This is a genomic window from Pedobacter sp. MR22-3 (genome assembly GCF_026240075.1).
GTDB lineage: Bacteria > Bacteroidota > Bacteroidia > Sphingobacteriales > Sphingobacteriaceae > Pedobacter.
On the sequence record NZ_JAPIVF010000008.1, the window covers coordinates 187028 to 212753 of the forward strand.

The window sequence follows — 25726 nt, forward strand, 5'->3', positions numbered from 1 at the left end:
GACAGGAGAAATTAGATTTGAGATTTGAGACATTATTGCCCTTCTCATATCTTACATCTCACATCTCACATCTATTTATAACTTCTTTGTGCTACTTTAATATTTTCAAACTTCAATTCTTCCTTGTGAAGTTCGAAGTTTACGCCTTCTTTAAATTCCCAGGCTGCAACGTATGCGTAGTTTTCATCATCACGTAAAGCCTCTCCCTCTTCAGTCTGGTATTCTTCACGGAAGTGGCCACCACAACTTTCATTACGGTTTAATGCATCAATACACATTAACTCCCCTAATTCAATAAAATCAGCAACACGACCGGCCTTCTCCAGTTCAGTATTTAATTCATCAGCTGATCCTGGTACACGAACATTACTCCAGAATTCAGCACGTAGCGCCCTGATGTCCTGAATGGCTTCGTTTAAGCCTTTCTCGTTACGGGCCATCCCACATTTCTCCCACATGATGTGACCTAAACGCTTATGGAAATGATCTACAGATTTTGTACCCTTTATATTGATTAAAGTATTTAAAATGCCTTTCGCTCGTTCTTCTGCCTCTACAAATGCAGGGTGATCCGTTGGAATGGCTTTTACCGAAATCTCTTTTGATAAATAAGCACCAATGGTATAAGGAAGGACAAAATAACCATCTGCCAAACCTTGCATCAAAGCAGATGCACCCAAACGGTTAGCACCGTGATCAGAGAAGTTTGCTTCACCAGTGCAATATAAACCAGGAACAGATGTCATTAAGTTATAATCCACCCAAAGTCCGCCCATAGTATAGTGAACTGCCGGATAAATACGCATTGGCGTTTCGTAAGGATTTTCACCCGTGATTTGCGCATACATATCAAACAGGTTACCATATTTGGCTTTAATCACCTCGGTGCCTAAACGCATACAGGTTTCTTTATCCGGATTGTGAATACCCGATTTAGAAGCTTCGATTCTACCGTAACGTTCTGTATTGGCTTTGAAATCCAGGTATACGGCCAGTTTTGAAGCACCAACACCATAACCGGCGTCACAACGTTCCTTAGCTGCGCGTGAAGCCACATCACGGGGAACCAGGTTACCAAAAGCAGGATAACGACGCTCTAAATAATAATCTCTTTCCTCTTCAGGAATTTCTGAAGCCTTACGGTTATCATCTTTCTTTTTAGGAACCCAGATTCGTCCATCGTTACGCAACGATTCAGACATCAGGGTTAATTTCGACTGGTGATCTCCGGAAACCGGAATACATGTCGGGTGAATTTGCGTATAACAAGGATTTGCAAAGTAAGCACCTTGTTTATGTGCTTTCCATGCTGCTGTAACATTACTTCCCATGGCATTGGTAGAAAGGTAAAATACGTTTCCGTAACCACCTGTTCCTAATACCACCGCATGGCCAAAGTGACGTTCAATTTCGCCGGTAATTAAGTTACGGGCGATAATACCGCGTGCTTTACCGTCGATTTTTACTACTTCAAGCATTTCATGGCGGGTATACATTTCTACCTTACCCATACCAATCTGGCGTTCTAATGCAGAATAAGCACCCAATAACAATTGCTGACCAGTTTGTCCTGCAGCATAGAATGTACGTTGCACTTGCGTACCACCAAATGAACGGTTATCTAACAAGCCACCATATTCACGTGCTAAAGGCACTCCCTGAGCCACACACTGATCTATGATATTAGCACTCACCTCGGCTAAACGATGCACATTGGCTTCGCGGGCACGGTAATCGCCACCTTTAATGGTATCATAAAAAAGACGGTAAACACTGTCACCATCATTCTGATAGTTTTTGGCTGCATTAATACCACCTTGAGCAGCAATAGAGTGTGCTCTGCGAGGCGAATCCTGGAAACAAAAACATTTTACTTTATAACCCATTTCAGCCAGGGTTGCTGCTGCAGAAGCCCCCGCCAAACCTGAACCTACAATAATTACTTCAATAGTTCTTTTGTTCGATGGGTTTACCAAAGGCACAGAAGACTTATATTTAGTCCATTTACTGGTTAATTCGCCTTCTGGAATATTTGAATTAATATCTGACATATCTCTTTTGTGCTAAAAACTAATTAATTAAACCGGTATAAACTGCAATTGGCATCAATGCAAATAGGATCGAAATGATCACTGAATACCAAACACTAGCGCCCTTAATTATTCCATTATATTTAGAGTGATTCCAGCCCATGGTTTGAAAAGCCGAAGCAAAACCATGTAATAAGTGGTAGCACAGAGAAAACATAGCTAAAATATAAACAGCTACTCTTACAGGATCCTGAAACTTTTCTTTCATTACCGCATATAAATCTTCATGTCCGTTAGCATCCACAGTTGGAATGCCGGTGAAACGGGATACTACCCAGAAGTCTTTTAAATGAACAACTAAAAAAATAAGCAATAGCGTACCCAATAACCCCATCGAACGGCTATACCATTTACTGTTTGCTTTACCATTATACTCTGCATACTTAACTGGTCTTGCCTTTTGATTTTCAAAAGTCAGCCTTGCCGCCTGAAAAATATGTGCAAGTAAACCAATGAATAAAACAATTTCACCAGCCCTGATGATCCAGTTAGTGGCCATAAAATGAGCACCAACATTGAAGGTTAAACCACCATCATTAATAAAAATTAATGCGTTTATGCCGCAGTGTACAATTAAAAAGAGTATCAGGAATATTCCTGTAACACCCATAATGAATTTCTTTCCTATTGATGAAGAAAGCGCATTTCCGAAACCACTCATTTGATTAGGATTTATATCTAAAATTTCTTGCAAAAGTATCTAATTATGAGTTTAATTTATAAACGATTATGACAAAACGGCGATAAAACATTTATTTAGAAACATTCTAAGTCGGAAACGAAAGAAATGGAAAGAATTTGGAATTTTACTTTTGGAAATGGCCAATTCAGATCTGAACTATTTATACAGTAAAATAAAAACTTCTTTGCCAATATCTTATTTTTTAAAAAACAAAGATGAAAATAGTCACCAAACTGAAAATTTAAACATTAAGCACAGTAAGATCAAGATCATCCCTGAAATCATCTCTTATTATTTCAATAAGTCATGCTTAATCGCCTAAAAGCGATGATAAAAAAGTAGTTAAACAATTGTCTTATGACATCATTGGCTACGCTATTCGCGTGCATAAATATCTTGGCCCTGGGCTATTAGAAAGTGTTTAGGAGCGATGTCTGACTTATGAATTAGAAAAGAATGGATATCAGGGCATTAAACAGGCAATGGTTCTGGTTGAATAATTGATATAGCGTCAAGAGTTGATTTACTGGCAGATGATTGCATTGTTGCGGAGCTCAAAACGCTTGAACAACTTTTACCAATTCATGAAGCACAGATTTTAACATATAAGAAATTATTAAATGTACCACAAGGACTGCTGATTAACTTCTTCAAGATAACATTACACGATCATTGAAACCTTTTGTGAATGAACTTTACCGCAACTTACAGGATTACCATACCTGGTATTCAAAATCTTTTTCATAAAAAAAGTCCCGATTTGCATCGGGACTTTCAACGATTTATGTGTTCGAGTTTTCTTAAGCTACTTTTACATTTACCGCGTTAAGGCCTTTTCTACCTTCTTCTACATCGTAGTTTACGGTATCATTCTCGCGAATGTTGTCAATTAAGCCTGAAGCATGAACAAAAATTTCGGCATCGCCATTAGATGGAGTGATAAATCCGAAACCTTTAGTTTCATTAAAAAATTTTACTGTTCCTTGTTGCATTATATTGTATTTTAATTTGTACCAAAGATAGGCTTAAATACCTATAAACCAATTTTTTATTTTAATAATAATAAAAACCCCTGAAAATACTACCTGATTGCCTGTTAGACGCTGTTTTTTGATTTAAATTAATTTAGAAACATCTTCAATATTAGCAATTTTAATCATGAATGAGTAAAAAATCACAATTGAAGTCCCAATCCTTTTCCAGAAATAGCATCTATAGAGACTTGTTTAATTCTTTATCAATCAATATTTGATATACGAACTACTAATCAAACATACAGCTCATGTCATTCACATAATTAAGCCAACTGTAAATTTTGATCATAAGAAATAACCAATTCATCATTCCGTTTAACCATAAAAATATCGCCAAAATTATCTTTAGCACAATAACTGAGCATCAGATAGTCATCTACAATTTTATGCAAAATCAATTTCGGACTGGTATAGGTAATCGATACAACATGAGCTGCCTTATTTAATAAATCAGAAGACAGGATATGAAGCTCAGCCCAATCGAAAAGGACTGACTGCCCTTGTGAATCATTTAAACCGGGTATTTTATGCTTTAAAGCGTCCATCATATCCATCACTGAAGATTCCAGTTTTTGATTTAAGGAATAAGCTTTCTCATTTTCCTGCACCATTTGAGAGAAGGTATGGAAAAGTTGGTTCTGGGCATATGGCTTGGATTGCTTTTGAAATTCACGATAAGTTTGATGAAAAACATAGCGTTCAAAATCCGTTCTGCACATGAAATTGATATACTGTTTTAAGCTGAGGTTGATATAAGCTAAAGCCATATGCTTAATAATTGCTATTTGAGTGTGAGGATTTCCCAGGCTTAAAAATGTAAAGCATTTGGCAAATACTGATTATCAATCGATAAACGATAAAATAATCGGCATATTGCATCTCAGGAAAATACCAGTTTTTAAATCAAACGAAACAACTTTGTCTTTCGCTTCAGTTACAGAAAATAAAATACAGTCTGCCTATTTCCTCTTCAGGCAGTATATTAAAAACATTTAGGTACCAGAAATGAAATCATCAGCAAAACGATATACATTAAAATCTTCCTGCTGTAACGCCAAATGAAGCGCTTCATTAAGCTTTTTTTTATCAACCAACTGCATCTTATGGTGCTGAATAATTTTCCAGGCTTTTTCGGCAAACAGAAATTCTTTTCGCTGGCTGGCCTCTGTAACCGGTGCCGTAATCCAGTCCATTAATTTATCAATACCTATATTCTTATCAGCGACTGTTTGCAAAACCGGAATTGATTTTGTCCCCTCGTGAACCATTTTTTTTAAGTTATTGGCAAAGGTACCAGCACCTTCCCGATCGGCCTTATTAACGACAAAACAATCTGCAATTTCCATTAAACCTGACTTGATATGCTGAACCTCATCGCCTGATTCAGGCACCAGAACCACAATCGTTTTATCTGCTAAACCCGCAATTTCAACTTCCGATTGCCCGACCCCTACTGTTTCGATGAGAATAAGATCAAAATTTGAAGCCTTCAATACATCAACCATTTCAATTGTTTTAGCAGAAATGCCCCCTAATGCCCCTCTGGTTGCTAAAGAGCGGATAAAGACATTGGGCTTATTAAACTGCCTGGCCATTCTGATCCGATCACCCAGCAATGAACCCAGATTAAATGGCGAGGTTGGATCAATGGCTAAAACGGCTATTCTTTTATTTTCCAGCGTAAAAAAATCAGTGATGGCGTTAACTAAGGTACTTTTTCCGGCACCGGGAGGACCAGTGATACCAATAACAGGCGCACCATACCGACTATCTAAATTTTTCAGAATGGAATCTGCCGGCGAAAGATCATTTTCAACAAGTGTTAATGCCCTGGCCAAAACCCGGTAATTACCTTGTTTCACTTCGCTTAAAATGGATAGAGGGGTATTATTCATCAATAAAACTATCTTTGTACAAATTAACAAAATAATACGGCACCAGGCATAAAACAATCAACATTGAACGAAAGCATCATGATTTACCAAAATCCACTGGGAATTTATCAACAAATCACCATAGCTTCATTACTGCTAAAACACATTTAAACAGATGAAAGTTACCGGCTTTACCTTTTTAAGAAATGCAGTTGTAAATGATTATCCGGCAAAGGAAGCCATACTTTCTGTTCTTCCATTATGTGATGAGTTTATTATTGCCCTGGGAAACTCAACGGATGAAACGGCAGAACTGATTAAAAGTATAGATTCTGAAAAAATCAGAATTATTGATACCATCTGGAAAGAATCCATTCGCGAAGGCGGCCGTGTTTTTGCCGATGAAACCAATAAAGCGCTTGCTGCAATTTCAAAAGATACGGACTGGATGATCTACATTCAGGGTGATGAAGCCATTCATGAAGATGATCTTCCTTTAATCAGAAAAGAGATGGAACTGGAACTCCATCACGATCATATTGAAGCACTTCTGCTAAAATATAAACATTTTTATGCTTCTTATGATTACCTGGCAGAATCAAGACGCTGGTATCGGCGGGAAGTCCGGATTCTAAAAAACCTACCCGGCATTCATTCTTATCGCGATGCACAAGGTTTTAGAATTGACAACAGAAAATTGAAAGTTAAATTAATAGATGCCTATATTTATCATTATGGTTGGGTAAAACCACCCCAAGGTTTACAAGGAAAAGTCAGGAATTTTAACCAGTTTTATCAAACAGAAGAATGGATTGAAGAGAATTATCCTGCCCAGCAAACGTTTGATATGCACAATGCAGATCGCCTGGTACATTTTAAAGGGGCTCATCCACAAGTAATGAAACAGCGAATTGCCGCAGCAAACTGGAAATATGAGCAGGATTTAACTAAAGAAACCACAAAAATGAATTTCAGAAGAAGGTTGTTGCAAAAAATTGAGGATTTAACAGGATTGCGTCTCTTTGAATACCGTAACTATAAAATTGTGAAGTAGTAAATAATATAACTACTTATATTTGCTGAATTTTTTATTTAAAAAAAAGGATATTATTAATGAAAAAGCCTGCTGTTTTAGTAACTTTTGATTCAATGAAGGATGCCAACTGTGGCTACTTTTCTTTTGGAAAGGGACTAGGGGACGCATTAATTCAACAAAATAAAGGGAAATTTAAATTAAAATTTTACTTATTTAAACAAACGCAATACCTTTTTAATGGCCTCGTTGATATCATCTATCTTTCCAAACTCGATCGGTTATTTTTCAGGAAAAAAAATGAGTTTGAAGTTGTTCACCTATCTGATCAAACTTGCAGGTTAAGACCTAGTAAGGTAAATGCAAAAAAGATAATGACCATTCATGATATGAATAAGGTTCATTTAAAGTTTAGCCGACCACATAGAATTAAAGTTTATCTAAAAAAACTAGGTAAACTTATCTCCCAATGTGATAAAGTAGTTTGCATCTCTCAGTTCGTTGCAAACGATGTCAAACACTATTTCCCTGAAGCTGAAGATAAGATCAGTGTGATATATAATGGTGCTGATAAGCTAATTGCTAATGATAACCATCAGCCCGCATTTAAACCAACAGGCAAATTTTTGTTTACTATTGGCTTGCTATCAGTACAAAAAGGATTCCATTTATTGCCAGCAATATTAAAAGATAATGATTTTGAACTGGTAATCTGTGGAAGAGAAACACCTCATAAGGAGCGTATAATTGAGGAGGCCCAAAAATACAATTGCTTAACTAGAGTACATATTACCGGCCCTATAAGTGATGATGATAAGGCATGGTATTATAAAAACTGTAGTGCCTTCCTATTTCCTTCTGTAGCTGAAGGTTTTGGTCTTCCGGTAATTGAGGCGATGCATTTTGGTAAGCCTGCATTTCTTTCCAAATTTACGTCTTTGCCAGAAGTGGGTGGAGATGCTGCATATTACTTTGATAGCTTTGAACCAGAAAGTATGCAGAAAGTATTTTATAATGGTATGAAAGATTTCGAAGAAAGAAATCGCAATCAAGAAATGATTTTGCAGGCAGAAAAATTTTCATGGGAAAGAGCAGCCAATCAGTATTTGAATTTATATGAAGAAACCTTAAAAAAGTAAGAATGAAAAATAAATTTTATTGTTCAATTCTTAAAATGTATCCACAACAATAAAATACTCATTTTCACATTCTAAAATTCAAACATTACAATCTTCATTAGGTAAGGAACCATATTCTTATCGATATTTGTGAAAAAACGTACATTTGCCTGAACTTTATTATATTTTTTTTACGGCTAGTACTTTCCTAAGGTCCGCTATATATACAATACTCAATGAAAACTTATTTTCGTTTATTATCCTTTGCCAAGCCCATAGAAAAGTTTGCAATACCATATGTAATCGTCACATTATTAGCTGTTCTTTTTGGAACGTTAAACCTTACCCTACTTGTACCACTCTTTGACACATTGCTTCCTTCAAAATCGCCTGGAAACGTTAGTGTAGTATCTTCAGCAAGTTCTGCTTTTGATATTACTGGTAAGTTTTCTGATTTTGTTTCACACTCGCTTGTTGTTAATGGCAGGGCAGAAACTTTAAATTATGTCTGTATCATTATTGTTGCTTCTGTTCTACTATCAAATTTCTTTAGATATTTCTCTCAACGTTTTATGGAAGATTTAAGAGTACATACTTTGCTAAATCTTCGTAAGTCAGTTTTTAATAACGTCATGAATTTACACGTTGGTTATTTTAATAATGAACGTAAAGGCGATATTATTTCAAAAGTTGCATCCGATGTACAGGTTGTACAATTTACGGTTACAAATACTTTACAAGTTGTTTTTAAAGAACCTCTAACCTTAATTTTCTACATCATAGTTCTTTTGAGTATTTCTGTTAAACTGACATTATTTTCACTATTAGTAATTCCAATATCTGCTTTTATTATTAGCAAAATAGTTAAGAGAATTAAGCAGCAGGCGAAGGAATCTCACGAATCATTTGCAAAGATGATTGGTTTTTTGGATGAATCATTAAGTGGAATCAAGATTATCAAAGCATTTAATTCAACTGATAGAGTTAAAGAAAAATTCCAGAAAGAAAATGAATTTTATTCAAATCTAAATAGAAAAATGGTTCGAAGACAGCAATTAGGCTCGCCAGTCTCTGAATTTCTAGGTGTTTTGATGGTTTCTTTAATCGTTTGGTATGGAGGAAATCTGATCATAAGTAACCAGCCAGGTGCTTTAACTACAAGTCAATTTATCGCATATATTGCTTTTTTTTCACAGGTAATGCGACCAGCAAAAGCCTTAACAGATTCATTTAGCGGAATCCACTCTGGTATTGCGGCAGGTGAAAGGGTTTTAGAGTTGATTGACACCAAGCCAATATTAATTAATAAGCCCGATGCGAAAGTACTTAATGGCTTTAACAGTGCAATCAGCTTTCATGATGTTTCATTTAGCTATGGAGAAAAAAAGATTCTAAATTCGATAAATATCAACATTGAAAAAGGAAAAACGGTGGCCTTGGTTGGCCCTTCAGGTGGTGGAAAAAGCACGTTAATGGATTTAATCCCCCGTTTTCATGATCCAGAATCAGGTACAATTAAAATTGACGGACATGATTACAGAGAACTTACGGTAGAAAGTATTAGGGCGCAGATGGGAACGGTTAATCAAGATTCATTTTTATTTAACGATACCATTTTTAATAATATCGCCTTTGCAAAACCACATGCAACCGAAGAAGAAGTCATCGAGGCTGCGAAAATAGCCAATGCGCATGAATTTATTTTAAATACGGAAAACGGCTATCAATCTTCGGTCGGCGACAGGGGAAATAGGTTATCAGGTGGGCAAAGGCAGCGTGTTTGTATCGCCAGGGCTGTGTTAGCAAATCCGCCAATTATGTTATTGGATGAAGCAACTTCGGCATTAGACACTGAATCTGAAAAATTAGTTCAGGATGCATTAAATAATTTAATGAAAAACCGTACTTCGATTGTAATTGCCCACCGCTTAAGTACCATACAACACGCCGATATAATTGTGGTAATAGATAAAGGGGAAGTAGTGGAGAGCGGAAGTCATAATGAATTAATGTTGAAAAACGGATTATACAGAAGGTTAATTGACATGCAGGCCTTTAACGACTAAACATTTAGATCATGAAAGTGCTATTTTTTATGCCTGATAATCCGCTTAAAAAAAATGCGGGAAATAGAACCAGGGCGTTAAGTATGTTAAGCTACTTTAAATCAAGAAACTTTGAAATTGATTTTGTAAGCGAGTATTATACCGGACGTTGGGACGAGACAGATATTATAGCATTTGAGCAATCGGGACTGGCTGATAATACTTACGTAATTAAAAAAAAGCCTTCTAAAAAAAATATACTATATTATCTTCTTTTTTATAAACTTCCGAATTTTTTCTATCAAAATAAGGCTTGGTTTTTTCCACTTCAATTCCCTGAATTGGTAACCTTAAGGTTTAAGCGTGCGTTCAAAAAAATCTTAAAGAAAAATGATTACGATTACATCTATATCAACTATGCCAGTTGGGCTAAATTAGTAGAAGATAACCCTTTTGTAAAAAAATCGATAAAAGTAATTGATACACACGATTTTATAACGGCTCAACTTCAAAATAAAAATAATATTGGGCAATCTTTTAAAGAAGAAATCAGGAGAATTTCTTTATTTGATGTTGCTTTAGCTATTTCTGTTGAAGAACAGTATATCTTTAGTCAATTCTGCAAAAATAAAGTGGTTTTAGCTCCAATGATGTTGGATAAACCAGAAAATCTTCATGCTGTTAAAGAAAAATCATTAGATCTGATATATGTAGCAAGCGATAATATACATAATCAAAGGGCTGCCAATTGGTTTTTTAAGGATGTATACCCATTGTTACCAGGCAATATACAGATATGCGTTATTGGACAGATAAACGAGCATCTTTCAATAAAGGCACCTAATATTATTTCTGTAAACTTTGCCGAAGACTTATCAACCTATTACCAAAATGCTAAAGTAGCGCTATGCCCGATGTTAACAGGTACCGGAACAAAAATAAAAGTAGTAGAGGCCCTATCTTATGGCTTACCTATAGTTTGTAATACCAGAGGAATCGATGGGTTGATAAACAAAACCAATAATGGTTGTTTGGTAAGTGATGATCCAGTTGCATTCCGAAATAATATCATGAAATTATTAACAGACGAATCAGAATATCAAAACCAGGCAGAAAATGCATTAACTGCCTTTAGTATGAATTACGAAAGGGAACGCTGTTATAGAAATCTCGATACTGTTTTTGAAATAGTTTAATCATTCAAAATAAAACGAGAGCGTTTAATAATCTTTTTGTCGTAAGCAAGTGTGATGGAAGGCCTTTTCTATCAAGATATTTTAAGTATTGTAATACAATCATTAATAGTGGGTAAAAGTATATTTTTTCAAAGTTTTTATTATGAGTAAAAAATTATCGATTATAACGATTAATTACAACAATAAGACAGGGTTACAAAAAACAATTCAAAGCGTGGCAAGGCAAACTTGGCAAGATTTTGAGTTTATCGTTATTGATGGAAATAGTTCGGATGGAAGTAAAGATATCCTTATTACATATTCTTCACTTTTCAGCTATTTTATATCTGAACCTGATAGTGGCATATATAATGCAATGAATAAGGGCATTAAGATTTCAACAGGTGATTATCTAATGTTTTTAAATAGTGGGGATTCTTTAATTGATAATACTATTTTAGAGAAATTGAATGCTGAATTAAATGGTGAATATGATATTTACTATGGAGATATCCTACATATTGATGGAATAAAAAAAGAGATTCGAACTTTTCCTAAAATATTAAAATTCGCTTTTTTTTATGAACAAAATATCTCCCATCAAGCAAGTTTTATTAAGGCAAAACTGTTTAAAGATATTTTTTTATATAACGAAAATTTTAAAATTGTATCTGATTGGGAATTTTTCACTTATGCAATCTGTAAACGAGATGCTTCATATAAACACTTAGATTGTGTCATTGTAAATTATGATGGAACTGGAATATCCGCAAATTCAGAGAATCATCCAGAAATCAATAAAGAAAGAGATGCTTCTTTAAATAGATATTTTCCTGAATTTGTTAAGGATTATGAATATTTGAAAGAGATAAAGTTTAAAAAGGCAGAACAATTTCTGTATATAAAAAAGCATCCGATAGCCTATAAAATTTTGAAAGGCTTTATGAATATTATACTTTTATTTTTACCAAAATTTAATAGAAATTAAGATGAATAGTTCTTGCGTAATTGTAATACCAATTTATAAGCCCGAGCTTTCAACCTATGAAAAGATAGCTTTGACTCAATGCGGAAAGTTATTGTCTGATTATGATATTGTAATACTTAAACCAGATGATTTAGAAATATCGAATATACAGATAGGATTCTCTTATAACGAGGTGTCTTTCCCAAGTTTTTATTTTAAGAGCGTGTTTAGTTACAACAATTTAATGCTTTCGGAATTCTTTTATGGAAAATTCTTGAACTATAGCTATCTACTTATCTATCAATTGGATGCTTTCGTATTTAAAAATGAATTAAAATATTGGTGCAGCTTAGGTTATGATTATATAGGGGCTCCATGGTTAAGAGAAAAAGAATTTCCAACTTTATTTAAACAGACGAAAGAGAAGCTTAGATCCTACTTACACAGAAGATATAATTTACTTGATAAACAAGGTCAGCCTGATATAGAGCGACAATTGTACAATTATGTCGGCAATGGAGGCTTTTCGTTGAGAAAAGTTAAATCTTTTTATAATGTCTGTATTCAAGAAAAAGAACTCGTAGAAAATTATGTTGGCCAGAACAGCAGCGATTATAACGAAGACATGTTTTGGACCATAGAAGTAAATCGAAAGAAGAAAAGAATAAAGATTCCTACTTACAAAGAGGCATTGAACTTTTCCATTGAAACAGCTCCACAAAGGGCAATGACTTTAATTAAAGGAAATGTGCCTTTTGGTTGCCACGCATGGGATAAAAACATCCGTTTTTGGAAACCTTACTTTAAAGAAGCAGGTTATCAGATTTAACTGCGCCAAATTTCTTTATTTAACATTAAAAATAGACTAAAGTTGTTATTTCTTAGTTTACTTCGCCAAAATATTTTGAATATTTCTATCTTTTTATATCCAAATATTTTCATCTGCTTTAGAAAGAATTTGAATGAATATTTTTCAGCAAAGAAAATTTCTTTTTTTGATAACCCTTCTAGGTCTATCGGTAAATCAGTTGCCCATTTTCTATGTAATTTTAATGTTTCCTCTATCCAGGTCTTACAATAATTTCCTTCTGAGAAATGTTCTAATAATACTTGAAAAGTTACAACAGCACGATGTGTTTTATAGACTTGAAGTGAAAAATCTAGATCATAACAATGAAACTTCTTAAATGTTTCCTCATCAAAATTATTAGCTTCAACTATCTCTTTTTTGGTACAGAACCAAACTCCATCAACAACAACAACACTTGAATATTTTTCATTTTTTACGTTTTGAGAAATGTGTTTTGTTTTCTCTTCACTAAATTTATAGCGTTGAAGAATATTAACATAATTGATTTTTTTTTCACCAGCGCTACAAAACCATCCAGACGGAACTTTAGTTTTATAACTACTTCCGGCTATGCCAATCAATCCTATTTTCTGATCTTCATTAAAAATATCTACTACAATAATACCCCAGTCTTTAGTTTTAATACTGATATCCTCATGCATATAGCAAAGTAGCTTATATTTGGCCCGCTTTGCCCCTTCATTGTAAATTTCGCATAATCCACGTTTTCCATCAGCATTATCAAAACTGATAATTTCATGTTCTAATCCTATGGTTGCGGCAATATTCTCCTTAACATCAGAAAGCTGATCTTTATTTATGGAGGCTATAATTATTGATATCATCTCTTCAAAAGTAAAATAAAAACAGTACCTATTATAGAAAATCATATACCTTTGCATCCAAATTTATAATTTGGCATGGGTTTAACCTCATTTCTTTATAAAGAAGATCAATAAAACAAGCATTACCCATAAGTTTCTAGAAAAAACACAGGAACTTATGGCCACATCTAAAAGCTCGTAAAAAAGAAACGGTTTTACGGCGGTTAACCTAGTAGGCAAGATCCAGACCAGGGAACAGGCCACGGCAAAGATCATGATCGACTTCCTTAAAGAACTGGTTATCGATAAGATCCTGCGCTTTAAATCTTTTATCATTGATAAACCTGCCGGCAATTATGAAGACGATTCTTTTATTATTGCATAGACGATGTTTAAAAGCAGTATTTTCTGATCCCTGATTTTGCCTCTGAAAGCTGGAAAGAAGCAGGGATCAACAGTTTTTCGGAGACAGTGGCAGAAATTGATGCCAAAGGAATAGAAACCTGGGCCAACCCATGCATATTTTGGGCCGGAAATGTCAAAACCAATATAATCATAGAGAAACCGAAAGAAACGGAAATCAGGCCTCAAAGATTTTTGACTTTAAGAATACTTATGTGGATGATTATAAAAAGGATGCTCCATATTTTACCATGACCCAAGATACCCGTTACAGAGATTTAATCTACGCGGAAGGCAATAACTACTCTGCTCAATTAAAATTTCTTTTTTACAGCCAAAGGATTGTATTTTTACAGGAAATGGAAAGAATAATTCCATTACGATTTAAGGCCAATGAGCATTATATTCCTGTAAAGAATGACCTAAGTGATCTGGCAAAACAATACTACCTGATCAAGAAAGATTCTATGCTTTACAAACAGATTAAGGATAACGCATTAAAATTTGCCAAGAGAAGCTCACCTACCAGTGTGCGGTTGCTAAGATGAAATCTAATTATTTAAAAAAGAATCAATAAGCCATAATAATAAATGAAAAGTGAAGAAAAATATGATTATTTAATTGTTGGTTCTGGACTTTTTGGTGCCACTTTCGCACATGAGATGACCAATGCTGGCAAAAAATGCCTCATTATCGATAAAAGGGATCACACAGGGGGAAATATTCATTGTAAAAAAATTGAAGATATAAATGTGCACTGGTATGGTGCCCATATTTTTCATACGAATGATAAGTTTTTATGGGACTATGTAAACCAGTTTGCTGATTTTAACCGCTACACTAATTCACCCATAGCCAATTATAAGGGAGAACTATATAACCTGCCTTTCAACATGAACACCTTTTATTCGCTCTGGGGAACAAAAACCCCGAAAGAGGCGAAGGAAGAAATTGCCAGACAGATTGAACATTTGAATATAGGAGAGCCACAAAACCTGGAAGAACAGGCCTTAAAACTTGTGGGTACAGATATTTATGAGAAGCTGATTAAACATTATACAGAAAAACAATGGGGGAAAAAAGCAATAGCTCTCCCAGCTTTTATTATTAAGCGTCTTCCTGTAAGGTTTACCTACGACAATAATTATTTTAACGACAAGTACCAGGGAATCCCCATTGGTGGATTCAACAAGATAATAGATGGTTTATTAACTGGCTCTGAGATAAGATTAAATACCGATTTTTTTGATAATAAATCCGAATGGATAAATTTGGCAAAAAAAATTGTATACACAGGAAAGATAGATGCCTATTTCGATTACCGTTTTGGCGAGCTTGAGTATAGAAGTTTAAGATACGAGCTGGAAGTACATAATTCTGAAAACTACCAAGGCAACGCCGTGATGAATTTTACAGATGCAGAAACCCCTTATACCCGTGTTTATGAGCATAAACATTTTGAATTTGGCGCACAGCCTAAAACGGTAATTACAAAAGAATATCCGGTTAACGATGCCAAAAATGCAGAGCCCTATTACCCAGTGAACGATGAGAAAAATATGCATACTTTAAGAAAATACCAGGATTTGGCTTCAAAAGAAGAAAGAGTGGTTTTTGGTGGCAGATTGGCCGAATACCGCTATTATGATATGCACCAAGTAATTGCATCGGCTCTGGTAAAGTCGAAAAATGAATTAAAAAATGAGTAGTTCCGAACTAAAAATATTCTCTGTTTTCCACAAGGAATACCCTGTGCCTGTATGCGATTATATTGTGCCCATACAGGTAGGTAAAGATGATTCGGGCATTGACCTTGGCTTTATAGCCGACAATACTGGACACCATATAGCGGATAAGAATAGCACTTACAGTGAGCTTACTGCTTTGTACTGGATATGGCAAAATCTTAACAGCTTTGACTGTAAATGGGTTGGATTGAGCCATTATCGCAGGTATTTTATTGTTCCCGAAATCATCACTAAGAAGAAACTGTTCCAGACCAAGATAATAACTGATGAGCGACCACTTTATGAGAAAGAATTTAGCCAGGAAACGCTGGATTTTATTGCTTCAGATAAGGTAAAAGATGCATTATTGGAAAAATTGATAGCCAACAAAATAATTGTGCCTACAGCATTACCACTGAGTATTGACATGACATGCAGATGCTCAATCAAAAATCACTATATCTTTTATCACATTAAAGAAGACTGGTATTTAATGAGGGATGTGGTTACGCAGATGTACCCCAATCAAACGCGGTCTTTCGACGACTTTTTTAATAGTACAGACACGATGTACTGCTGTAATATGTTTATTGCAGATAAAAACACATTCTCAGATTATTGTGCATGGCTATTCCCCATCCTGTCAGAACTGGAAAAAGTGGTTAAATTAAGCGAATACCCATATCAACGCCGAATTTTCGGTTTCTTTTCAGAACGTTTGTTAAATTTTTACCTTTATCAGAAAAAAGCAGAATTAGTAGAGTTTCCGTCGATATACTTAATATAATTATCCGCCAACGGTCCATTTTAACTTTGTTTTTAACAAAAGTTTTGTTAAAAAGAAACTTAGTCCATAAACCAATGCAAAACGCAACATGGAGTATAAAATATTCTCAGTTACCGTAAAAGTGGTGATATTCCATTTATCCCACTTAAAAATTTCAGGTATTAGCCTGATAATCAAGATTTGATGCAATAGATAAATACCAAATGTGGTTTTGCGTGGCTCAAGTTTTTTATCAATAAATTTCACGCTGCCCATCTTTAATAGCAGCACGAACATGCTTAGAGAATAAAGGATATTTGAGATCCGCAGCGTATTATACTCATCCTTCGACCCATGTTTAGCAAGGTAAATCACCTCCAAGCAGGATAAGAAAAAGAACAGCGCATTGACAACACCAATGTACGACCATTTTATTCTTTTGATATAGTTCATTACCGCCTCATAATATCTGTTGAGGTATACGCCTAGCCACAAATAGAATACAAAACCGAACAAGGCTGCTGAATGATGTGTTACAAACCATTCGAAATAGAGGTTAACACTGTATATAAGCGAAACTGCAGCCCATATCAATCCAAACCAAAGCTTATATAAATGCCTTTTAAAAATCAACAGAATGCTTATACAGATGAGAAAGTTTAGGATAAACCAAAAGCTACTTTCAAATAGAATGTACCTAAACTCTTCTGTAAAATAAGCGAGTGGGCTTATCACAAAAACGGCATCACCACCCCTTGATGCAATTATAATCCGCTGTATTAAGGTTGCAATTACAAGGAACAATATCCAGAAAAGCCAGGGTTTAATCGTATTTTTAAACCTACGAACTAAGTACTGCCCTGGTGTATATTCTGTAAACTTATAATTGATCAGAAAGCCACCGATCAGAAAAAAGGCAATGGTTGCAAATTTCCAAAACTGCATGGTAACTACTTGTAGCCAAGTATCGCAAGTGGCCGAATATTTTATTCCCCACAATACTGCGGAGTGTTCGAAGACTATGCCGAACATAGAGATGCACCTGATAGTATCAACGAAATTGAAATTCTTTTTTTCTGGTGCGGCCTTATGTGTTGATTCAGTATCCATTAAATGCTTTTGATAGTTGATGGGCAAATATCTATAAAAAAAAGAGTCATGAATTAATTCATGACTTTTTTAACATTTATGTATAGAGAAATATTACAATAATAAATAAGATTATTAAAATCTGAATATGCCATAATTATATACAGTTTCTCAACAACCACTATTTCCTAAAAATTCGGGGCTTTATATTGCTAATTATTTGCTTACTATAATTACCCAGCATATTTTTTCTATTCCTATTTGATGTTATAGTGTGCTAGCTTAAAAATTCTGATAAATAGAAATATTCAGGCATAGGTTTGTTGAATATGCTGGCAAAACTTTTTTGTTTACAAGATTAAAATTTTACGGCTTTGTTTTATAAAGATATCCTTCAATTTCTTCAGAGTGATAGCCAGGATAACTGCCAGAAACTGTTGTATAATAATGTTCTGTCCAATTATAATACCTGTACAAAGGTACTGTCCCTGGAAATTCAGATTTATATATATAACCCTCAACTCCTTCTAAGTGATAGCCCGGATAACTACCATTAGTAGTTGTATTATCAGTTCTCAGTATGTTAGATATAGGAAATACCTTAAGAAAGTATCGAGATGAACACCAGTATACTCAGCAATACGTAGCCAATATCATAGGAATAAGCAGGGTAGCTTACAGAAAATGGGAAAATAATGAAATTGATTTTGCACTCTCCCAACTAAAAAAAATAGCCGACTTTTACGAGATTTCCATTCATGAAATCATTCTGCATTCAAAATTCAATAGCAATTAAATATTTCCTATACAACAAAAAGGGCATCAATATTATTGATGCCCTTGGTATTTCTGTTTTAATAGCTACTTACAATTTCCTCGCTACTTCTACCTGTTCGTATGCTTCAACGATATCACCTACTTCGATGTTGTTAAAATTCTGGATGTTCAGACCACATTCATAACCTTTAACCACTTCCTTCACATCATCTTTAAAGCGTTTTAATGAGGCTAATTCTCCGGTGTAAACGACAACGCCATCTCTAACGATACGGATCTTGCTGTTACGGGTAATCTTACCATCCAATACCATACAACCTGCAATAGTACCCACTTTGGTAATTTTGAAAGTTTCGCGAATTTCAACGTTAGCCACAATTTTCTCTTCAAATTCAGGATCCAACATACCTTCCATCGCTGATTTAATCTCATTGATTGCATCATAAATGATAGAATATAAACGGATATCGATTTGCTCAGCTTCAGCTAATTTACGTGCACCTGTTGATGGACGAACCTGGAAACCAATGATGATTGCATCAGAAGCAGAAGCCAACAATACATCAGATTCTGAAATCTGTCCAACACCTTTACTGATGATATTGATCTGGATTTGCTCAGTTGATAGTTTCAACAATGAATCGGCCAGTGCCTCAATTGAACCATCCACGTCACCTTTAACAATGATATTAAGTTCTTTAAAGTTACCGATAGCCAAACGACGACCAATCTCATCCAGGGTAATATGTTTCTGCGTACGCAATCCCTGCTCGCGTTGTAACTGCATCCGTTTGTTTGCAATATCACGTGCTTCAGTTTCACTTTCAAGCGCATTGAAACGGTCACCCGCTGTTGGTGCGCCCTGCATACCTAAAACCTGTACGGGTTGTGATGGACCTGCTGAATCTACTTTAGCGCCACGCTCATTGGTTAATGCTTTAACACGTCCGCTAAAACTACCGGCTAAGATCGGATCACCAACTCTTAATGTACCCGCCTGAACCAATACTGTAGTCACAATACCACGCCCCTTATCCAATGCGGATTCAATAACTGAACCTGTAGCTCTTTTATTTGGATTGGCTTTAAGTTCTAATAACTCAGCCTCTAATAATACTTTATCTAAAAGTAAATCAACATTTAAACCGCTTTTACTTGAGATTTCCTGTGATTGATATTTACCACCCCAATCTTCAACCAAAATGTTCATTACGGATAACTGCTCACGAACTTTATCTGCATTTGCACCAGGCTTATCCACCTTCGTAAAAGCAAATACCAAAGGAACACCTGCAGCTTGTGCATGATTGATAGCCTCTTTTGTTTGTGGCATCACTGCATCATCCGCAGCAATTACAATAATTGCAATATCGGCAACTTTCGCACCACGGGCACGCATCGCTGTAAAAGCTTCGTGACCAGGCGTATCTAAGAAGGTTACTTTTTTACCGGTTGGTGTGGTTACCATATACGCACCAATGTGCTGTGTAATACCACCAGCCTCTCCAGCTACCACATTTGCTTTACGAATATAATCTAGTAAGGAAGTTTTACCGTGATCGACGTGACCCATAATCGTAACAACCGGAGCCCTTTCGATTAAATCTGCCTCGTTATCTTCCTCTTCAATTACATTTTCCTCATCTTCATCCGGTTTAACGAACTGAATTTCGTAACCAAACTCATCAGCAACAATCGTTAAAGTTTCAGCATCCAAACGCTGGTTGATGGAAACAAACATGCCCAAACTCATACAGGTACCAATAATTTTAGTTACCGGTACATCCATCATGCTGGCCAGTTCATTAGCCGTAACAAATTCTGTTACTTTTAATATTCTTGATTGAGATTCAAGTTCATTTGCAGCCTCTTCAGCATTAAATGCAACATCATCTCGTTTCTGACGACGCAATTTGGCACGTTGAGCAAATTTACCAGATTTACCAGCTCCACTTAAACGGGCAAGTGTTGCCTTAATCTGATCTTGAATTTCTTTCTCAGTAGGCTCCTCTTTAGGACCGCTTGGTGTAGCATTCCTGTTTTGGAAACCTGGTCTGTTGTTATTTCTATTTCCCTGATAAGGTGTACCACCTTGTCCGGCCGGTCTATTGCCCTGGTATGGCGTACCACCACCTGGACGATTACCTTGATAAGGTGTACGTGGTGTACCTGATGCGCCTGGCTGACCCTGACCTGCAGGATTTTGTCCTTGCTGACCCTGACCACCATGCTGACCTGGTGCTCCCGGAGTTTTCTTACGTTTACGTTTGCGTTTAGCAGCCTCACTATCACTAGATGATGCTACAGGACCGTTTCTTCTATCCGGAGTAGTTGGTAAAACAATCTTACCAATGATATTCGGACCAGTTAATTTAACCGTACGTGCTTTAATTACTTCAGGCTCATTACTTACCGGTTTTACTTCGGCAGGTTTCACTTCTGCTGGCTTTTCTTCCGTTTTTGGCTGTTCTGCAGGTTTTACTGGTTCAGGTGCTTTTGCAACTGGTTGTGATGCAGGTGTAGATATCTGGGCAGCAGGCGTTTCCTCTTTCTTAACCTCTGCTGATTTTTCTTCAACTTTAGGTTGTTCTACAGGCTTCACTGGCTCTGGTGCTTTTGCAACTGGTGCAGGCGCAGGTGCCGGAGCAGCAGGAGTTTCCTCTTTCTTAGCCGGACGAGTTTTGGAGTTCAGATCGTTTAAATCAATCTTTCCAACAATTTTCACACCTGGTAATCCGCTTTCTTCCGCTTTATCTTCTGCCTTGGCAGGTACAACTGGCGCTGCTGCCGCAGGAGTTGTTGGTGCCGGAGTTTCTACCTTTGGCGTTTCAACAACTTTAGGTTTTTCTACCGGAGGAGTTGATGTTTGAGTATTCTTAATCAGAACCTCTTCATTTTTCTCAAAATCGGTATTTTTCTTTGGCGCTTCTACTGGCTTTTCAGTCTCAGGCTCGTCACGACGTATTTTACCAATCACTATTTGTTTGGCTTCTTCTCTTACGATCTTATCTCCCTGATACTCTTTCAATAAGGCACTATACATGTCTCCCGTAAGTTTAAACATCGGGCTCTTCTCGGCAGAGAATCCCTTTTTGTTTAAAAACTCAACGGCCGTACCCATGCCTATATTAAGTTCCTTAATAGCTTTAATTAAAATGATTGGTTTGTCGTCTGACATTTAGCTCCTGTTATTTTTTAATATAATACAAAAGTAGTGTTTATTTGGCAATTACACCACTTATTCAAATTCTGACTGTAAAATCTGAACCACTTCTTTAATGGTTTCTTCTTCTAAGTCTGTGCGTTTCACCAAATCTTCTACTGTAAGTGCTAAAACACTCTTAGCAGTATCGCACCCGATAGCCTTTAATTCATCAATGATCCAGCTATCAATCTCATCTGAGAATTCTTCCAAATCCACATCTTCGTCGCTTTCTTCTCCGGCTTCACGGTATACATCAATTTCATAACCGGTTAATTTACCAGCCAGTTTAATATTATGTCCGCCACGCCCGATGGCTAATGAAACCTGATCTGGTTTTAAGTAAACCGATGCATGTTTGGTTTCATCATCTAATTTAATAGAAGTGATTTTTGCCGGGCTTAAAGCACGTGTGATATATAATGAGATGTTATTTGTGAAGTTAATCACATCAATATTTTCGTTTTTCAATTCGCGAACGATACCATGAATACGAGATCCTTTCATGCCCACACAAGCACCTACCGGATCAATACGATCATCGTAAGACTCTACGGCTACTTTAGCGCGCTCTCCTGGTTCACGAACAATTTTCTTCACCGTAATCAAACCATCAAAAATTTCGGGAACTTCCAGTTCGAACAAACGTTGTAAAAACTCCGGTGCCGTTCTCGAAATGATAATTTTCGGATTCGCGTTGATCATTTCTACTTTAGAGATTACTGCTCTTACAGAATCGCCTTTTTTGAAATAATCAGCAGGAATTTGTTCTGTTTTAGGCATTAAAAGCTCATTGCCCTCATCATCTAAAACCAAAGTTTCCTTTTTCCAAACCTGATAAACCTCGCCAGTGATAATCTCACCTACACGATCTTTATATTTTTTGAAAATTTCATCTTTCTCTAATTCCAATACTTTAGAAACCAGTGTCTGGCGTGCAGCTAAAATTGCCCTGCGGCCAAAACTTTCCAACGTAATCTGCTCTATATAATCATCACCAACCTCTAAACTTGGGTCAATTTGATGTACATCAGCCAATTCAATTTCCAGATCATCATCTTCAGAGAAACCATCCTCCATTACTTTCCGGGTTCTCCAGATCTCTAAATCTCCGTTATCCGGATTCACAATTACATCACAATTTTCGTCTGTTCCGTATTTTTTACGCAACATGCTACGAAAAACTTCTTCCAGCACACTGATCACCGTGGGGCGATCTATATTTTTGAAATCTTTAAACTCCTGAAAAGAGTCGATTAAATTAATTGTTGTAGTACTCATTTTTTACCATGATTAAATAGATTAGTAAGATTACAAGAAATCTCGTTTTTGCTCATTAATCGTATTACTTAAAACTTATTAATACACTTGTTTCTAATATATCATTAAACGGTATTGTTGTTTCAACATTTACCGCTTTTTTCCCTTTTTCTTTAACTGACTCTTCCAACAACAAGTTGTCTTCCGCAACCTCTAAAAGCTTACCCTCCTTTTTAAGTCCATCCTTCAGCTTTACACTTAAAGTTCGTCCAATATTTTTAATGTACTGGCGGTTTAACTTCAGTGGTTCACCAACACCGGGTGAAGAAACTTCTAAATTATAGGCCTGTTCAATTACATTTTCCTCTTCCAGATGAAAACCTACATGCCTGCTGATTGCCACGCAATCCTGTATGCTAATTCCTTCGTCACCATCAACATGAATAATCAATTTATGGTTTGGTAACATTTTCACTTCGACCAGAAAAAGTTCTGGTCTGTCTGCAATTTTTTCCTCAACGAGGGCTGCAACTCTCTTTTCTACCTGCATATTTTACCCTGATTTCATAGAAAAAGGGGACATTGTCCCCTTCTCTTTTCTTCGATTACGATGCAAATGTAGTAAACATTTCTTTAAAATCAAACACTTAGCGTAATTATTGTGCTGATTATTACCGTTTAAGTATTTGTTTTTGCGGCTGTAAATTGTGCCTGGCACTACCATTAAGTAAGTTATCCATGCCTGCAAAATTAACTCCGATATAATTTTCTACCAGGTAACTTTTATTTTTCTGAAAAGGTTGTTCAGGTACGAAAATAACAGAATCGCCCGCTATCTTAACTTTTCCAGGCACTTCAATATCATCCTGCAAACTATCCAGGTCTCCTGGTTTCAGTATAACCGAAATCAAGGCTACGGAATCTGTATTTGCCTGATAATGATTTTTAACCTGCAATAAACTTGCTTCATCAATATTTTTAACTACGATCACTGTACTATCCGCTGCAAACTTAATCACAGGTTTTTTGTTTGTACCAGAACAAGAAATTAAAGTGGCTGCTATTATGGCAACTGCTGAAAATTTACACAGGCTTTTAAACATTAACAAATTTAAACATTATGAGATTAATTATTGAAGTTCTTTTGATGGGACTTGCATTTTTTATCGGGGCTAAACTGGTTCCCGGAGTAGAAGTAACAGGATTTATGAGTGCACTTATTGCAGCCGTTTTAATCGCACTTGCAAATGCTACTATTGGCTTTATTTTAAGATTGTTAACCTTCCCGATTAACTTTTTAACACTGGGTTTGGTATCCTTTATCATCACTGTTTTAATGATTCTTCTGGTAGACAGCATGATGACCTCTTTTAATACGTCTGGTTTCTTCGCTGCAGCATTTTTAGCCATTATCGTAGCGTTGATCAAAGCCGTTTTTGGCGCTGTTGCAGGAGAGAAGGAGTAGTTTGGAGTCTTAAGTCCGTAGGCCTAAGTCTTGAGTCTAAGGTTTACTAATTAAAAACAAATAAAGCGGCATCATAAGAATAGCCTGTGAAATTAAGTCGAAGCACTTAAATTCGCAGGCTTTTAAATTAATACTCAAGCTAAATAGCAGGAGTTATGATACGCTAAATAAGAGACTCCCGACTAATGACTCACGACTTAACTCAGCGTATAACTTCTCTTGATATTACCATTTTCTGAATCTCCGAAGTTCCTTCATAGATTTGGGTAATTTTTGCATCGCGCATTAAGCGTTCCACATGATATTCTTTAACGAATCCATATCCGCCGTGAACCTGAACAGCTTCAATAGTTACATCCATGGCTACTTTAGAAGCAAATAATTTAGCCATCGACCCTGCCTGGGTATAAGGTAGTCCCTGATCTTTTAACCATGCAGCTTTATAGACCAATAACCTGGCGGCTTCAATCTGTGTGGCCATGTCTGCAAGCTTAAAAGCAATCGCCTGATGTTCTGAAATGGGCTTCCCAAAAGATTTACGCGCTTTGGCATACTGTGTTGCCAATTCAAAAGCACCCTGGGCAATACCCAGCGCCTGTGCGGCAATCCCGATCCGGCCACCTTCCAATGTTTTCATCGCGAATTTAAAACCGAAACCATCTTCCCCTATCCTATTCTCTTTTGGCACCTTCACATCATTAAACATTAAAGAGTGGGTATCAGATCCACGAATCCCCAATTTATTTTCCTTTGGCCCAATAGTAAAGCCTTCCATTCCTTTTTCCACGATAAAGGCATTAATTCCTTTATGTCTTAACTCCGGGTGAGTTTGCGCGATAACTAAATATGTTGAGGCCGAATTCCCGTTGGTAATCCAGTTTTTCGTTCCGTTTAACAGGTAATAATCGCCTTTATCCTCGGCGGTAGTCTGTTGAGATGTCGCATCCGATCCGGCCTCCGGTTCTGATAAGCAAAATGCCCCAATCTTTTCTCCGGATGCCAGGGGTTTAAGGTATTTCTCTTTCTGTGCTTCATTTCCATAAGCCTCCAAGCCATAGCAAACCAGGGAATTATTTACTGAAACCACCACTGATGCAGAAGCATCGATTTTAGAAAGCTCTTCCATCACCAATACATAAGAAATGGCATCAAGACCGCTGCCATTATATTTATCGCTGACCATCATGCCCAGGAAACCAAGTTCACCGAGTTTTTTCACCTGTTCTGCCGGAAATTTCTGATGCTCGTCCCGCTCAATTACACCTGGCTTAAGCTCTTGCTGTGCAAAATCTCTTGCGGCCTGCTGGATCATTATCTGCTCTTCACTTAATTCAAAATGCATAACA

The 25726-nt window shown here is 36.3% G+C and carries 24 protein-coding genes; 12 read left to right on the top strand and 12 right to left on the bottom strand.

Translation table 11 applies throughout. From position 1 onward, the window contains the following. Window positions 1–71: 71 nt before the first annotated feature. Window positions 72–2051, bottom strand: coding sequence for a fumarate reductase/succinate dehydrogenase flavoprotein subunit (locus OQ267_RS20145; RefSeq protein WP_088302479.1), 1980 nt, complete (start codon window positions 2049–2051; stop codon window positions 72–74). Window positions 2052–2070: 19 nt separating this feature from the next. After that, window positions 2071–2784, bottom strand: a complete 714-nt coding sequence (locus tag OQ267_RS20150) for a succinate dehydrogenase cytochrome b subunit (RefSeq protein ID WP_253249069.1) — start codon at window positions 2782–2784, stop codon at window positions 2071–2073. 493 nt (window positions 2785–3277) lie between these two features. On the opposite strand from OQ267_RS20150, the gene OQ267_RS22600 reads away from it, so the two are divergent. Then, window positions 3278–3448, top strand: a complete 171-nt coding sequence (locus OQ267_RS22600) for a GxxExxY protein (RefSeq protein ID WP_416348674.1) — start codon at window positions 3278–3280, stop codon at window positions 3446–3448. A 124-nt stretch (window positions 3449–3572) separates the two neighbouring features. On the opposite strand, the gene OQ267_RS20155 is transcribed toward OQ267_RS22600, so the two are convergent. From OQ267_RS20155 to meaB, 3 genes are all read right to left on the bottom strand, one after another. After that, window positions 3573–3764, bottom strand: coding sequence for a cold-shock protein (locus tag OQ267_RS20155; RefSeq protein WP_010599638.1), 192 nt, complete (start codon window positions 3762–3764; stop codon window positions 3573–3575). A gap of 305 nt (window positions 3765–4069) precedes the next feature. Beyond that, a complete protein-coding gene (locus tag OQ267_RS20160; RefSeq protein WP_265837749.1) occupies window positions 4070–4573 on the bottom strand; it encodes a hypothetical protein in 504 nt (167 codons plus the stop codon). Window positions 4574–4798: 225 nt separating this feature from the next. Beyond that, window positions 4799–5701, bottom strand: coding sequence for a methylmalonyl Co-A mutase-associated GTPase MeaB (gene meaB, locus OQ267_RS20165; protein WP_265837751.1), 903 nt, complete (start codon window positions 5699–5701; stop codon window positions 4799–4801). A gap of 154 nt (window positions 5702–5855) precedes the next feature. Between meaB and OQ267_RS20170 the strand changes: the two genes are divergently transcribed. From OQ267_RS20170 to OQ267_RS20195, 6 genes are all read left to right on the top strand, one after another. Continuing rightward, window positions 5856–6734 (top strand): glycosyltransferase family 2 protein, encoded by an 879-nt coding sequence (locus tag OQ267_RS20170; RefSeq protein ID WP_265837754.1) that lies wholly within the window; start codon window positions 5856–5858, stop codon window positions 6732–6734. Between the two features lie 59 nt (window positions 6735–6793). Continuing rightward, on the top strand, window positions 6794–7852 hold the full coding sequence (locus tag OQ267_RS20175) for a glycosyltransferase family 4 protein (RefSeq protein ID WP_265837756.1): 1059 nt from the start codon (window positions 6794–6796) through the stop codon (window positions 7850–7852). Window positions 7853–8067: 215 nt separating this feature from the next. Next, window positions 8068–9897: an ABC transporter ATP-binding protein gene (locus OQ267_RS20180; RefSeq protein WP_265837757.1), complete on the top strand. Its 1830-nt coding sequence runs from the start codon at window positions 8068–8070 to the stop codon at window positions 9895–9897. Between the two features lie 11 nt (window positions 9898–9908). Next, window positions 9909–11072, top strand: a complete 1164-nt coding sequence (locus OQ267_RS20185; RefSeq protein ID WP_265837758.1) for a glycosyltransferase — start codon at window positions 9909–9911, stop codon at window positions 11070–11072. Window positions 11073–11214: 142 nt separating this feature from the next. Further along, the gene (locus OQ267_RS20190) at window positions 11215–12039 is read left to right on the top strand and encodes a glycosyltransferase family 2 protein (RefSeq protein ID WP_265837760.1); all 825 of its coding nucleotides are present in this window, start codon (window positions 11215–11217) and stop codon (window positions 12037–12039) included. A gap of 1 nt (window position 12040) precedes the next feature. After that, on the top strand, window positions 12041–12847 hold the full coding sequence (locus OQ267_RS20195) for a DUF5672 family protein (protein WP_265837761.1): 807 nt from the start codon (window positions 12041–12043) through the stop codon (window positions 12845–12847). On the opposite strand, the gene OQ267_RS20200 is transcribed toward OQ267_RS20195, so the two are convergent. Then, complete coding sequence (locus tag OQ267_RS20200; RefSeq protein ID WP_265837763.1) at window positions 12844–13713, bottom strand: glycosyltransferase; 870 nt, start codon at window positions 13711–13713, stop codon at window positions 12844–12846. The genes OQ267_RS20195 and OQ267_RS20200 overlap by 4 nt on opposite strands. Window positions 13714–14216: 503 nt before the next feature. Here OQ267_RS20200 and OQ267_RS20205 point away from each other — a divergent pair. From OQ267_RS20205 to OQ267_RS20215, 3 genes are read left to right on the top strand one after another with little or no spacing between them, the layout of a single operon-like run. Beyond that, window positions 14217–14642, top strand: coding sequence for a glycosyl transferase family 90 (locus OQ267_RS20205; RefSeq protein ID WP_265837765.1), 426 nt, complete (start codon window positions 14217–14219; stop codon window positions 14640–14642). Window positions 14643–14684: 42 nt separating this feature from the next. Then, complete coding sequence (glf, locus tag OQ267_RS20210; protein ID WP_265837767.1) at window positions 14685–15803, top strand: UDP-galactopyranose mutase; 1119 nt, start codon at window positions 14685–14687, stop codon at window positions 15801–15803. Then, entirely contained in the window at window positions 15796–16608 is an 813-nt protein-coding gene (locus OQ267_RS20215) for a DUF4422 domain-containing protein (protein ID WP_265837769.1), read from the top strand. Before glf ends, OQ267_RS20215 begins: the two co-directional genes overlap by 8 nt. Here OQ267_RS20215 and OQ267_RS20220 read toward each other — a convergent pair whose 3' ends face one another. Next, window positions 16609–17697 carry an acyltransferase family protein gene (locus OQ267_RS20220; protein WP_265837770.1) on the bottom strand — a complete coding sequence of 363 codons (1089 nt, stop codon included), beginning with the start codon at window positions 17695–17697 and terminating at the stop codon, window positions 16609–16611. Between the two features lie 559 nt (window positions 17698–18256). On the opposite strand from OQ267_RS20220, the gene OQ267_RS20225 reads away from it, so the two are divergent. Continuing rightward, window positions 18257–18472 carry a helix-turn-helix transcriptional regulator gene (locus OQ267_RS20225; RefSeq protein ID WP_265837771.1) on the top strand — a complete coding sequence of 72 codons (216 nt, stop codon included), beginning with the start codon at window positions 18257–18259 and terminating at the stop codon, window positions 18470–18472. Window positions 18473–18541: 69 nt separating this feature from the next. Here OQ267_RS20225 and infB read toward each other — a convergent pair whose 3' ends face one another. The 4 genes from infB to OQ267_RS20245 all read right to left on the bottom strand — a co-directional run bounded on the left by infB (window position 18542) and on the right by OQ267_RS20245 (window position 24018). After that, window positions 18542–21631 carry a translation initiation factor IF-2 gene (infB, locus tag OQ267_RS20230; RefSeq protein ID WP_265837772.1) on the bottom strand — a complete coding sequence of 1030 codons (3090 nt, stop codon included), beginning with the start codon at window positions 21629–21631 and terminating at the stop codon, window positions 18542–18544. 60 nt (window positions 21632–21691) lie between these two features. Then, on the bottom strand, window positions 21692–22936 hold the full coding sequence (nusA, locus tag OQ267_RS20235; protein ID WP_088302462.1) for a transcription termination factor NusA: 1245 nt from the start codon (window positions 22934–22936) through the stop codon (window positions 21692–21694). Between the two features lie 64 nt (window positions 22937–23000). Then, window positions 23001–23465 carry a ribosome assembly cofactor RimP gene (gene rimP / locus OQ267_RS20240; protein ID WP_265837775.1) on the bottom strand — a complete coding sequence of 155 codons (465 nt, stop codon included), beginning with the start codon at window positions 23463–23465 and terminating at the stop codon, window positions 23001–23003. A 121-nt stretch (window positions 23466–23586) separates the two neighbouring features. Beyond that, window positions 23587–24018: a hypothetical protein gene (locus OQ267_RS20245; protein ID WP_265837776.1), complete on the bottom strand. Its 432-nt coding sequence runs from the start codon at window positions 24016–24018 to the stop codon at window positions 23587–23589. A 17-nt stretch (window positions 24019–24035) separates the two neighbouring features. On the opposite strand from OQ267_RS20245, the gene OQ267_RS20250 reads away from it, so the two are divergent. Then, window positions 24036–24380 (top strand): phage holin family protein, encoded by a 345-nt coding sequence (locus OQ267_RS20250; RefSeq protein ID WP_088302459.1) that lies wholly within the window; start codon window positions 24036–24038, stop codon window positions 24378–24380. Between the two features lie 202 nt (window positions 24381–24582). Here the strand turns inward: OQ267_RS20250 and OQ267_RS20255 are convergent, their stop codons facing one another. Next, entirely contained in the window at window positions 24583–25722 is a 1140-nt protein-coding gene (locus OQ267_RS20255; RefSeq protein WP_265837778.1) for an acyl-CoA dehydrogenase, read from the bottom strand. Window positions 25723–25726 lie beyond the last annotated feature (4 nt).